This window comes from Granulosicoccus sp. 3-233 (assembly GCF_052681095.1).
In genome coordinates this window covers 918,234-931,138 of sequence record NZ_JBQYLE010000001.1, presented here as the reverse complement: position 1 = coordinate 931,138, position 12,905 = coordinate 918,234, and the positions used below count along the sequence as shown (strand labels likewise).

The 12,905-nt window shown below is 58.6% G+C and carries 10 protein-coding genes; 4 read left to right on the top strand and 6 right to left on the bottom strand.

Translation table 11 applies throughout. From position 1 onward, the window contains the following. Window positions 1–55 precede the first annotated feature (55 nt). From ACUNV4_RS04000 to ACUNV4_RS03975, 6 genes are all read right to left on the bottom strand, one after another. Window positions 56–1,087 (bottom strand): EF-P lysine aminoacylase GenX, encoded by a 1,032-nt coding sequence (locus ACUNV4_RS04000; protein WP_430877203.1) that lies wholly within the window; start codon window positions 1,085–1,087, stop codon window positions 56–58. 43 nt (window positions 1,088–1,130) lie between these two features. Next, window positions 1,131–1,697: an elongation factor P gene (efp, locus tag ACUNV4_RS03995; RefSeq protein ID WP_430877202.1), complete on the bottom strand. Its 567-nt coding sequence runs from the start codon at window positions 1,695–1,697 to the stop codon at window positions 1,131–1,133. A gap of 191 nt (window positions 1,698–1,888) precedes the next feature. Continuing rightward, the gene (gene htpX / locus ACUNV4_RS03990) at window positions 1,889–2,764 is read right to left on the bottom strand and encodes a protease HtpX (RefSeq protein ID WP_430877201.1); all 876 of its coding nucleotides are present in this window, start codon (window positions 2,762–2,764) and stop codon (window positions 1,889–1,891) included. 109 nt (window positions 2,765–2,873) lie between these two features. Beyond that, window positions 2,874–5,096: a DNA topoisomerase IV subunit A gene (gene parC / locus ACUNV4_RS03985; protein ID WP_430877405.1), complete on the bottom strand. Its 2,223-nt coding sequence runs from the start codon at window positions 5,094–5,096 to the stop codon at window positions 2,874–2,876. A gap of 103 nt (window positions 5,097–5,199) precedes the next feature. After that, window positions 5,200–6,852, bottom strand: a complete 1,653-nt coding sequence (gene pgi / locus ACUNV4_RS03980; RefSeq protein ID WP_430877200.1) for a glucose-6-phosphate isomerase — start codon at window positions 6,850–6,852, stop codon at window positions 5,200–5,202. A gap of 50 nt (window positions 6,853–6,902) precedes the next feature. Beyond that, window positions 6,903–7,568: a VOC family protein gene (locus tag ACUNV4_RS03975; protein WP_430877199.1), complete on the bottom strand. Its 666-nt coding sequence runs from the start codon at window positions 7,566–7,568 to the stop codon at window positions 6,903–6,905. Window positions 7,569–8,316: 748 nt separating this feature from the next. On the opposite strand from ACUNV4_RS03975, the gene ACUNV4_RS03970 reads away from it, so the two are divergent. The 4 genes from ACUNV4_RS03970 (at window position 8,317) to ACUNV4_RS03955 (ending at window position 12,900) form a co-directional block, all read left to right on the top strand. Further along, window positions 8,317–9,378: a TRAP transporter substrate-binding protein gene (locus tag ACUNV4_RS03970; protein ID WP_430877198.1), complete on the top strand. Its 1,062-nt coding sequence runs from the start codon at window positions 8,317–8,319 to the stop codon at window positions 9,376–9,378. A gap of 123 nt (window positions 9,379–9,501) precedes the next feature. Next, window positions 9,502–10,017: a TRAP transporter small permease subunit gene (locus tag ACUNV4_RS03965; RefSeq protein WP_430877197.1), complete on the top strand. Its 516-nt coding sequence runs from the start codon at window positions 9,502–9,504 to the stop codon at window positions 10,015–10,017. After that, the gene (locus tag ACUNV4_RS03960) at window positions 10,007–11,329 is read left to right on the top strand and encodes a TRAP transporter large permease (protein WP_430877196.1); all 1,323 of its coding nucleotides are present in this window, start codon (window positions 10,007–10,009) and stop codon (window positions 11,327–11,329) included. The genes ACUNV4_RS03965 and ACUNV4_RS03960 overlap by 11 nt, the downstream gene beginning before the upstream one ends. 143 nt (window positions 11,330–11,472) lie before the next feature. Then, window positions 11,473–12,900, top strand: a complete 1,428-nt coding sequence (locus ACUNV4_RS03955) for a 1-acyl-sn-glycerol-3-phosphate acyltransferase (RefSeq protein WP_430877195.1) — start codon at window positions 11,473–11,475, stop codon at window positions 12,898–12,900. Window positions 12,901–12,905: the final 5 nt, after the last annotated feature.

Below are 12,905 nucleotides of genomic sequence, written 5' to 3'. Positions count from 1 at the left end.
TGGTTGCAACAGGTCTTCCAGGCAATTCCAGCCGACATCGCGGAGTCTCAGAACATCAGGCTCGCTGATCGTCAAAACTGATTACCTCGCTGATGTTTGAGTGCTTGCCAATGACCATCTGCAGGCGTTCCAGTCCCAGTGCAATGCCTGCACAATCGGGCAAGCCTGCCTCCAGCGCCGCCAGCAACTGCTCGTCCATTGGTACTGGTTCCACGTTCAGCGCTTCCCGTTTGAGCTGATCTGCCTCGAACCGCGCTCGTTGCACGTCTGCATCGCTCAGTTCATGGAAACCGTTGGCCAGCTCGATCTGGCCGAAATACAGTTCGAATCGCTGCGCCACGGCATGCCCGTCGGCATCCTGCCCCAGCCGTGCCAGGGCCGACTGCGATACCGGGTAGTCCATCAGCACGGTAAAGGCATCAATGGCAAGATCCGGCAACACGAACTCGTCCATGAACAGATCCAGAGCGGCATCCACATCATCGCCGATGGCCTGCGGGTAGCTGCGTCCGGCTGTCAGGAAATACTGTTCGATCGTTCCTGTGTCAAGCCGATCCGGCCAGCAGCCCAGGCGCCGATGAACTTCCTCGCCGTACCGGCGGATTGTCAGACCGGGCCAGGGCAGGTCGAATGCCTGCCAGACATGCCGCAGCAGGGACCTGAGATCCTCGATCAGCTGCCGATGATCCATACCGACCCGATACCATTCGAGCAAGGTGAATTCCGAATTGTGAAAGCGCCCGCTTTCCTCGGCCCGGAAAACCGTGGCGATCTGATAGATATCGGGCGAGGCCGACAATTCCGGCAATTGCAACTGCGTCGGTGGATCGCAATCACCATGGATTTCGGCAGCAGCCAGCGCATGCGCAGCCAGCAACCGCTTCATCGGAAACTCGGGGGATGTGTGCAGAAAACGCCCGTCCCGGGTGGCCACACTCAGCACATGAGGGTCGGTGGCGGCTGCTCGGGACAGAGACGGTGTGAGTACTTCCAGCACCTGTTGCTGCTCCATCCACGAGCGGACGCTGCGCCGCAGGCTGGCCCCCTCCCGCAGACTGAGCAGGGAGGCAGAAGGTTGCCAATTCAACGCTTTGAGATCTCCAGACTACCGGAAAAAGGCTTTGCAGACCCTACTTGACGCGGGAGACGTATTCGCCACTGCGGGTGTCGATCTTGATCTTTTCACCCTCTTCGATGAACAACGGCACCTTGACGACCGCACCGGTTTCCATGTGAGCAGGCTTGGTGCCGCCGGTGGCCGTGTCGCCACGCAGGCCCGGATCCGTTTCCTTGATGACCATTTCGACGAAATTGGGCGGCGTCACGGCCAGAGGTTGACCATTGTAGAGCGTGACTTCACACACGGCTTCGTCCATCAGCCACAGGGCCGCATCACCGACTGCGGTCTTGTCGGCAGCCAGCTGTTCGAAGTTTTCCGGGTTCATGAAGTGCCAGTATTCGCCATCGGAATACAGGTACTGCATGGTGGTATCCATGACATCGGCAGATTCAACCGTCTCACCGGACTTGAAGGTGCGTTCCACCACGCGACCGGTCTTGAGGTTGCGCACCCGGGTACGCGTGAATGCCTGGCCCTTGCCCGGCTTGACGAACTCGTTGCTGACGATGCTGTGAGGATCGCCGTCGAGCATGATTTTGAGTCCACCCTTGAATTCGTTGGTGCCGTAGTTCGCCATGTAGTTCTCGTAGAGTATGAAACGCTGCAGGATTGATCCGCCGCATTATAGCCGTCTGGGCGCGGTCACGTACGTTCGCCAGCGTGCGGATACCCTTCTGAGGCGATAACGGCGGACCGGCACAGCAGCAAACAGCTCAGGATTGGTTGCGGCCAGACTTCAGGGGGTTGCCTTGCCCCGCTGCCGAAGCCTCAGGCTTCGGCACGCAGGCGCGCGATTCGCTCTTCCAGCGGCGGATGAGTGGACAGATATTTGGCCAGATGCCCACCGGTGATTCCGAAAGCCTGCAGTTTCTCGGGCAGCGCCGAGTCTGCAGGACTGCCCCGTTTGAGCGCTTCCAGGGCCCCGATCATGTGCTGTCTTCCGGCCAGATCGGCGCCACCGGCGTCGGCCCGAAATTCGCGCTGACGCGAGAACCAGGCGGCAATCATGCTGGCCAGAAAGCCGAACACCACGTTGCCGATGATGTTGCCCAGAAAGAAGCCCATGCCATAACCACCGCTGTCGCCACCACGATTACCGCGCAGTGCATTGTCGATCATGCTGCCCAGAATGCGAGAGAAAATGATGACAAAGGTATTCAGAACCCCCTGTATCAACCCCATGGTGACCATGTCGCCATTGTAGACATGAGCCACCTCATGACCCAGTACCGCCTCGACCTCTTCCTTGGACATGCTCTGCAACAGGCCGGTGCTGACCGCAACCAGCGCGTCATTCTTGTTCCAACCGGTGGCAAAGGCATTGGGTGAGGCCTGGTGGAAGATGCCGACATCCGGCTCACCGATTCCGGCCTTGCGTGCCTGGGCATGCACGGTCTCCACCAGCCAGCGTTCCGTGGCATTGCTCGGCTGTTCAATCAACTGCACATTCATCGAGCGAATGGCCGCAGACTTGCTCATGGCCAGTGAGATGAAGGAACCGATGAAGCCGAAACAGGCCGCATAGATGACCAGCGAGGTCGTGCTCTGCCCGATAGCCTTGTCCAGCCCGAACAAGGAGGTGATGATGGAGAACACGACCATGACGGCCATGTTCGTCGCCAGGAACAGCAGAATGCGAGTCACGGTTGTCTTCCTCCGAAAGAGTCCAGAAATCTTCGCTGAAATTGGGGACTGCGGACGCAACTACAAGTGAGTGCCGCCCTCGCAACACTCACCCCGGATGATGGCGGGCTCAGTTCTCCACGTCCACTGCGTCAACTTTCTGAAAGCCGCGAGGCAGTTTCCGACCTCGTTGACCTCGCATGCCCGCATACTCTTCCAGTTCGCGGAACTTGATGGTGGTATGACGCTTGCCACTGGTGATGCGCAGTTTCTGTGAGGGCGATACCACCGACAGGGCGATCATCGATTCTTCGCCCGTCTTGAACTTCGGCCCGGGGATGTTGTAGATCTTGTTGCCCTTGCCCTTGGCCATTTCCGGCAGCTCGCCCACCGGAAAGGTCAGCAGACTGCCCGTATTGCTGATGGCACAGACCACATCATCCGTCAGCGAGCCCACGGCCGCCGCCGGCAGTACCTGAGCACCGGCAGGCAGACTGAGCACACTCTTGCCTGACTTGTTGCGACTGATCAGGTCTCCCAGACGGGCGACAAACCCGTAACCCGCGGTACTGGAGAACAGATAGCGTTCATCATCCTCCCCCATCATCACGCTCAGGAATCTTGCACCATCGGGCGGCTTGAGCCGTCCGCTGATCGGCTCACCCAGACCTCTGGCCGATGGAAAGCCATGAGCCGGTACGCAATACACACGACCGGTGGAATCGAGGAACATGGCGTTGCGATTACTGCGTCCGCGAGCGGCACTCTGGAAGCTGTCACCTGCCTTGTAGTTCAATGCCAGCGGATCCAGCTCCATGCCCTTGCCGGCACGCACCCAGCCACGCTCCGAGAGCACCACCGTGATCGGCTCACTGGGAATCAGATCGGCTTCCGATATTGCCTGAGCCGCCTCGCGCTGCACCAATGGTGAACGACGTTCGTCACCGTAGGTATCGATGTCCTCCTGCAGTTCCTTCTTGACCAGCGTTTTCATGCGGCGCTCGGAACCGAGTGTTGCCTGCAGTTTCTCGCGTTCCTTCTCCAGCGCGTCCTGTTCGCCGCGAATCTTCATTTCCTCGAGCTGTGCCAGGTGGCGCAGCTTGAGTTCCAGAATCGCTTCAGCCTGCTCGTCACTGATGCCGAACCGTTCCATCAACACCGGTTTCGGCTCATCGTTGTTGCGGATGATGGCGATGACCTCGTCGATATTGAGGTAGGCAATCATCAGACCTTCGAGCAGGTGCAAGCGTTTCTCGACCTTGTCCAGACGCCATTGCAGACGTCGGCGTACCGTGTCGACCCGGAAGGTCAGCCATTCGCCGAGAATGCTCAGCAGGGGTTTGACCTGCGGCCGACCATTGAGGCCGATCATGTTCATGTTGACCCGGTAGGTACGCTCCAGATCGGTTGTGGCAAACAGGTGTTGCATGAGGCTGTCGACATCGACCCGATTGCTGCGCGGGGTGATGACCAGGCGCGTCGGATTCTCGTGATCGGACTCATCGCGCAGGTCTTCCACCATCGGCAGCTTCTTGGCGTTCATGTGCTGCGCGATCTGTTCAAGGATCTTGGAACCGGATACCTGGTACGGCAATGCCGTGATGATGATATCGGCGCCTTCCCGCTCATAGATGGCTCTGGCTCGCAGACTGCCGTGCCCACTTTCGTACATGGCGCGGATATCCTGCGGTGAAGAGATGATCTCGGCCTCGCTTGGATAATCCGGGCCCTTGACGTACTGCATCATGTCATCCAGCGTCGCTCTGGGCTTGTCCAGCAGGTGAATGCAGGCACGACCGATTTCCTGCAGATTGTGCGAAGGAATATCGGTGGCCATGCCCACGGCGATACCGGTGGTGCTGTTGAGCAGGATATGAGGCAGGCGTGACGGAAGCAGCGCCGGCTCGGTCAGCGTGCCATCGAAGTTGGGTATGAAATCCACCGTGCCCTGCCCCAGCTCCTGCAGCAGAGTCTTGGAGAATCTGGCCAGACGCGATTCGGTATACCGCATGGCGGCAAAGGACTTGGGGTCATCCTGCGAGCCCCAGTTGCCCTGCCCGTCCACCAGTGGATATCGATAGGTGAAGGGTTGCGCCATCAACACCATGGCCTCGTAACAGGCGCTGTCCCCGTGCGGATGAAACTTGCCAAGGACATCGCCGACGGTACGCGCCGACTTCTTGTGCTTGGATACCGCCGAGAGCCCGAGCTCTGACATCGCATAGACGATACGGCGCTGTACCGGCTTCAGACCGTCTCCGATATGTGGCAGTGCCCTGTCCAGGATGACGTACATCGAGTAGTCGAGGTAGGCCTTCTCGGTGTAACTGCTCAGAGCCAGCTCTTCCACCATCTCCTGCACCGGTGGTGCCGATACCGGCTCGGTGCGGCTGACCGAAGTGCGTTTCCTGCTGGTGGTTTTCTTTTTCTGTGCCATGGTTCAGCGAATAATCAGGTCAGGCAATGAGGTTCTTGAATTTCAGGGCGCGATTGATCAGACCATTGGTCGACGCATCGTGCGTCTTGACAGTAGCAGCTTCTGCAATTTCTGCATGAATCGACTTGGCCAGCTGCTTGCCCAGTTCCACACCCCACTGATCGAAGGGGTTGATGTCCCAGATGGCCGCTTCCACGAACACCTTGTGTTCATACAAGGCTATGAGCGCTCCCAGTGCATGGGGTGTCATCTGCTGAACCAGCAAGGTGTTGCTGGGACGGTTGCCGGCAAAGGTGCGATGTCCGGAAAGACGCTCTATCTCCTCATCACTGGCACCGGCTGCGCGCATCTCCTTGGCAAGCTCATCACGGTTCTTGCCCATCATCAGCGCTTCTGACTGGGCAAAGCAGTTGGCCATCAGCAGTTCCTGGTGGATGCCGATGGGATTGAGACTCTCCAGCGCCATGATGAAGTCCGCCGGGATCAGATGAGTCCCCTGGTGCAGCAACTGGAAATAGGCATGCTGGCCATTGGTACCCGGCTCACCCCAGACAACCGGTCCGGTGGCAGCTTGCACGGGCGAGCCATCCACATGCACGGACTTGCCATTGCTTTCCATCGTGAGCTGCTGCAGATAGGCCGGAAAGCGATGCAGATACTGATCATAGGGTGCAATCAGGTGGCTGTAAGCCTGCCAGAAATTGTTGTACCAGACTGTCAGCAGCGCCAGAGTGACCGGCATGTTTTCTTTCAATGGCGCCGTGCGCGCATGCATGTCCATGTCATGCGCCCCTTGCAGGAACTGTTCAAAGCGATCCATACCGATGGACAGGATGATCGGCAGACCGATTGCCGACCACAATGAGTAGCGCCCACCCACCCAGTCCCAGAATCCGAACATGTTGCGCGTGTCGATACCGAACTCGCCGACGGCTTCCGCGTTGGTGGACAACGCCACGAAGTGCTTGGAGATATCCGCCCGGCTGGCATGACTGTCCAGAAACCAGCTTCTGGCCGAATGGGCATTCGTCAGCGTTTCCTGGGTCGTGAACGTTTTCGAGGCAACGATGAACATCGTGGTCTCCGGATCGACCTTGCTCAGTGCCGAGTGGATGTGTGATCCATCCACATTGGAAACAAAATGCAGCTTCAGGCGATCGTGAGCAAACGGCGCCAGGGCTTCCACGGCCATCAAGGGGCCGAGATCGGATCCGCCAATACCGATATTGACAATGTCGGTGATCGGCTTGCCGGTGAAGCCGGTCCATGAACCGTCACGAACACGTTCCGAAAAAGTGCGCAGTCGCGTGAGGACTGCCCTGACGTCGGACATTACGTCCTGTCCATCCACCATGACTGGCTGGCCGCTGCGGTTGCGCAAGGCGGTATGCAGTGCCGGACGGTGTTCGGTCGGATTGACGATATCGCCCGTGAACATGCGTTCGAAACGAGCCGGCACATCGCAAGCCTCCGCCAGCGATACCAGCAGTTCGTGTGTGCGAGTCGTTATGTGGTTCTTCGAAAAATCCAGAAACAGGCCGGCAGCAGTCAATTGAAATGTGTCGAAGCGGCTGTCATCCGCGGCAAACAGTTCTCGCAGTGAAACATCCTTCACCTCATCATGATGGGCAGACAGAGCTTTCCAGGCGTCAAGATCAACAGGATCAGTCATGGATACATACCACCTTCAGTCGGGTTTGCGAAATGTCGAGTAGTGGGAGCTTACACAATGAATCGGCTGTCGCCGACCGTCAGGGTTGCATGCAGACGGGATTGTCCCGAACCGACAGTCGCCAGCCCGTCGATTCCCAGGGCCTGCATGCCGGCCCTGACACGATCGGCATCCGGATGCGAGAGCTGGAGCGACGCCAGTCGCAGCTGCTGATCCTGCATCCGGGCCACCGGATTCACCCCGGTGGGCCACTGTATGAGTACGGGAAAGACGCCATCACAGGCCAGCGAACCATCCGCTCGCAGTGCAATACGCCACTGCAGGTCGCCGCGCGTTTGCGTGACGGGCTCGCCCGGATCGATCCCGACCGCTTTTGTGACGTCCAGCGCTGCATCCAGATCATCGGTCGCCACCACCCAGGTGGTCAGTTTTGGTGCAACAGCCAACTGCGCCTGGTGCTCTGCATTATCGAGCATGAACCAGCGTGACCTGTCCGCAGCCGGTGCGTCAGCGTCCGGGTCGTTGGCGATGATTTCCAGGAAACTGGTGTCGCCCAGTGCTGACAGATGATTGTGCGTCCCCATCAGCGGATGCCGCCCCCCGGCGGGCAGTCGAAGACCACTGCGTGCGGCAAACCAGTCGACACCTGCCGCCAGTTCATGCGCACAGATCACCAGATGATCGAGGCGGCAGCTGAATTCCGGAGATGGGCTCATGGCCATGCTTGAAAGCCGACGGGCGGTTGAATGTTGCCACAGTATACTCCGTGCGCACGGAGGAAAGACCGTGCTTGAAGCGCCGATCATCCGTTGGCCGTGGTGTTCTTCGGTGGGAACAACACGCGTGTTGTCCGGCAACCCCGAACTCTGCCGGAGCGTGGAATCGCGATAGGGAGATACAAATCGGCGCCGGTACTCAAGGCCGCAAGACGTAGCCTTACCTTGACGCTGAAGTTCAATGCCGAAGGGTGACGCCGGAACGCAACCGGCAGTGGCAGTGCAGATTCGAGGCCTGCAACAGGAACGAGTGGCAGAGCCCTACTGCAAGTCCGCCACTTGACAGCTCCCTCGGAGCAACGGTGCTGCCTGACAGCAGGATCCGCATCCCCGATTGCGGCAGGGCTAGCCGACGACGCTGTGCCGGAACGATGCACGACTGCCCCCTCAAGGTGCCGTGATGATGCCGCGGGCAACACGGCATGGTCGATCACGGACTCGTCATCGGCTGACAGTCGTGCCGGTCATGCAATCGAACACGGAAACAGGACTTTGGTTATAGTTGCTGCATGGCTGCAGAGGCGAATAGCGAAATGCCTCGAGGTCGGATGTGCGAACCTGAGGAATTGTCAAGGCAGTAATGTGTCCGGCAAGCAACGCTGGCAGCGTTATCCACGGCAAGTTCATGTACGTTGATAACGCAATGCTGGCAAGTGCTCAGGAATGGGTAATACAACGGGATGAAACCATGACAGCTAAAACTAGACGACATTTTCTGAAAGGCGCGGGTGGACTGGCAGCAGCTACCGGTATGGCGACAGGAATATCAGCGCCGGCCGTTATTGCTGCCGAGCCCATCCGCTGGCGCTTTCAGACCTATGCCGGCTCCACACTGGGCCAGTTCGTCACCAAACCGGTCATCGACATGATCAACGAGGCCGCTCAGGGTGAACTGGAAATCGAGTTGTTCTATGCAGACCAGCTGGTACCGACCGGCGAGCTGTTCCGTGCGATGCAGCGCGGCACCATCGACGCAGTGCACTCGGACGATGACTCCATGTCTGCCCCCGTCGACATCTCGGTGTTTGGCGGCTATTTCCCCATGGCAACCCGCCATGCGCTGGACGTCCCCACCCTTTTCTACCAGTATGGCCTGAAGGAAATCTGGGAAGAGGCCTACAATGAAGTCGACGGAGTGAAGTGGCTGTCGGCCGCCGGACAGGATCCGTGCAACTTCAATACCCGCGATCCCATCCGCAGCCTGGAAGATCTGGATGGCCTGCGACTGTACACCTTCCCGACGGCGGGACGATTCCTGTCCCGCTTTGGCGTCGTGCCGGTATCCATTCCCTACGAGGATGCCGAAGTGGCCGTGCAGACCGGAGAGCTGGACGGCATGGCCTGGTCTGGAATCACCGAGGACTACACGGTAGGCTGGGCCGACGTCACCAACTACATCACCACCAACAACATCTCGGGTGCGTGGATCGGCTCGTTCTTCGTCAATGAGGAACGCTGGTCCGAACTGAGCCCACGCTTGCAGGCGATTGTCATGAGCGCCATCCAGGCCGGTCATCACTACCGCAATCAGTGGTACTGGGGTGGAGAAGCCAAACTGCGTGCCACCGGCGACAAGCTGGAACTGACCTCCATCCCGGTTGCCGAGTGGCAGCAGGTTGAAGCGGCGGCTCAGGACTTCTGGGACGAGATTGCCGAATCTGGAGAACGGGCACAACGAGTGGTCAAGATCTTCCGCGACTACAACGACGCCGTTGGCAAGGCCGGACAGCCTTATACCTGCCCCGCCTAAGAGCTGAGGGTCAGACACGGGAACGGCGGAGTTTGCAGACTCCGCCGTTTTTTTTGCTCGTACCGCTACGCCTTTCGCATGACGGTACTCGGGTGCATCGGCAACGCAGCAAGAGGGAGGGCCATGACCGCATTCATGAACAATTACATCCGGATCATTGACGGGTTCAATTACCGGATCGGCCGTTTTGCGATGTATCTCATTTTCGTGATGATCGGGGTACTGCTGTATTCCTCGTTCACCAAGACGTTTGCCCGCCCATCGCTCTGGACGCTGGAGATGGCGCAGTTCGTCATGGTTGCCTATTACATGCTGGGTGGCCCCTACTCCCTGCAGCTCGGCTCCAATGTGCGCATGGACCTCATCTATGGCACCTGGTCTCCGAGGGGCAAGGCCTGGGTAGACAGCTTTACCGTGCTCTTTCTCATCTACTACCTGGTGGTTCTTCTGATAGGAGGCTTCAACAGCACGCTGTATGCCTTCGAATACGCGGAACGCAGCTATTCGGCCTGGCGACCCTACATGTGGCCTATCAAGTCGATCATGATCGTCGGCATCGTCATGATGCTGCTGCAGGCCGTCTCCGAGCTGTTCAAGGATATTCGTACCATTCGCGAAGGACGCCAAGATGTCGTATGAAATGATCGCCCTGCTCATGTTCTCCCTCATGATGCTCATGATGGCGACAGGGCAACGGGTATTTGCTGCCATCGGTTTCGTGGCGGTGGTAGCGGCGGTCTTCCTGTGGGGAACCGGCGGCGTGGATATCGCCTTCTCCGCGGCGATGAAACTGATGAAATGGTATCCCCTGCTCACCCTGCCCATGTTCATCTTCATGGGTTATGTCATGAGCGAAAGCCACATCGCAGACGACCTTTACAGAATGTTTCATGTCTGGATGGGAGGGCTGCACGGCGGCCTGGCCATCGGCACCATCGGACTGATGGTACTGGTCTCTGCCATGAACGGATTGTCGGTGGCCGGCATGGCCATTGGTGCCACCATTGCTCTGCCCGAACTCCTGAAGCGCGGGTATGACAAGCAGATGGTCACCGGTGTGGTGCAGGCCGGCTCCTCTCTGGGCATACTCGTGCCCCCGTCAGTTGTCCTGGTGCTCTACGCGATGATTGCTCGCCAGCCGGTCGGTCAGTTGTGGCTGGCAGGCGTTCTGCCGGGTCTTCTGATGGCGGCATTGTTCATCATCTACATCGTTGTCCGATGCAGATTCCAGCCGCACCTGGGTCCGATACTGCCCGCCGAAGAACGCAATGTACCGCTCGGGGAGAAATTGCGCCTGCTCAGGGCCGGACTACTGCCCCTGCTGATCTTCATCGCCATGATGGTCCCGTTTCTCAATGGCTGGACCAGTCTGGTAGAGAGCTCCGCCATCGGTGCCATGACAGCCTTCATGGTGGCGGTTGTCAAACGACGCATGACCCGCGAGGTGTTCGAGAACTGCGTTCGGCAAACGCTCGGCGTGTCCTGCATGTTCATGTGGATCATTCTGGCTGCGCTGGCCTTCGGAGCCGTCTTCGATGGACTGGGCGCGGTCAAGGCCATTGAAAGCCTGTTTGTCGACCAGTTGAACCTGAACCCCTGGGTCATTCTCATCCTGATGCAGCTCAGCTTTCTGCTCATGGGCACCTTTCTCGATGACACCGCCATGCTGGTCATCGTGGCTCCCCTGTATGTTCCCCTGGTGGGCGCTCTGGGGTTCGACCTCATCTGGTATGGGGTTCTCTATACCATCACCTGCCAGATTGCCTACATGACGCCGCCCTTCGGCTACAACCTGTTTCTGATGCGAGCCATGGCCCCTCCGGAGATCACGATTACCGACATCTACCGATCCATCACGCCATTTGTTCTCGTCATGGTTTTCGCTCTGGCCATCGTCATGATGTTCCCGGGCATTGCCCTGTGGCTTCCCGAACTGGTCTATGGAAAATAGAATGAGCAAACGATAACCGAATCTGCCGTGTACCGGCTGCCATGCCAGAGCGACTCACCTGATGATGGTTGCACTGTTCCGTCAGCCAACTGTTCAGCCAGCTGTCGAGATAGCCATGCCAGCACCTCAATCGTGAAAGTCCGATGAACACCAGTGTCGAGTTGCCTCTGTGGAGTGTCCTGCTCGGCCTGCTGCTTGCCACACTCTGGCTGCTCCAGCACTTCCTGCTGCCCTCGGCCCGCTGGATTCTGCGGCGGCGCGCCAATCGCCTGATCGATGAAGTCAACACGCGTCTGGCCTTGCAGATTCCCTCGTTCAAGCTGACGCGCCGTTCCGTGCTGGTGGATCGCCTGACCTTTCATCCTCGTGTGGTGGAACTGGTTGACCGGATGGCGCAGAGCGAAGACATCCCCCGCGAAGCCCTGATGAGAAAAGCAGGCATCTATGCCCGCGAAATCGTTCCGGCCTTCAACGCATTGTTGTACTTCAAGGCGGCGTATTTCATTGCTCGCCATGTCGTGCACTCCTTGTATCGGGTGCGCCTCGGCTTTGCCGATGACGATGCACTGCAACGATTGCCCGCCGGTTCCAGCGTTGTATTCCTGATGAACCATCGCAGCAATATGGACTACATTCTGGCAACCTATCTCGCCGCTGAAAAGACGGCTCTGTCCTACGCGGTCGGGGAATGGGCACGCATCTGGCCTCTGCAACAGCTGATCCGCGCCATGGGCGGGTATTTCGTCAGACGCGATTCGGGCAATGCACTGTATCGGCGAGTACTGGAATGCTACGTACAGATGGCTGCCGATGGCGGTGTACCGCAAGCCGTGTTTCCAGAAGGTCGTCTGAGTCGTGACGGGCAATTGGGTCCAGCTCGGCTGGGGCTGCTGGGCTATATGACGCGAGGGTTCGATCCGGACAGTGGTCGCGACATCGTTTTCATTCCGGTGGGCATCAATTACGACCGTGTCATCGAGGATCGCAGCCTGCTGCGAGACGCAGAAAAACTGCCTCGCCGAAATCTCGGTGATTCTCTCGGCATCCTGCTTCGCTACAGCAGCAGACTGCTGTGGCAAGCCGTACGCGGCAGGCGATTCAGAAACGGCTATGCCTGCGTCAACTTCGGCCAGCCCGTGTCACTTCGCGACTGGATGCGGGTGCGCCACCTGAAAGCCGGAGAACTGGAGGACGTCGGGCCACTGGCCGAGGCACTGATGTCCCGGATCGGGGATATCACCCCCATTCTGCCAGTGGCGCTGGTCACCACCCTGTTCGCACGAGCTCCTGAACAGACATTTACCGACATGGAGTTGAAAGCGCAGGTACTGGCTCTGCTGAACAGTCTCGAGCAACGCGGTCATCGCGCCTATATACCACGCAGCGATTATCACTACGCCGTGGATGTCGGCGTTCGCATGCTGACGCTGCGCGGCATACTGCTTGAAGAAGACGGCATCTACCGAGCAGCCGAAACGGAACAGCGCATCATTCGCTATTACGCCAATTCCATCGCACACCTGCTGCGCGATGAACCGGTGACAGAAGCCGGGGCATCCGAGACTTCCTGACCATC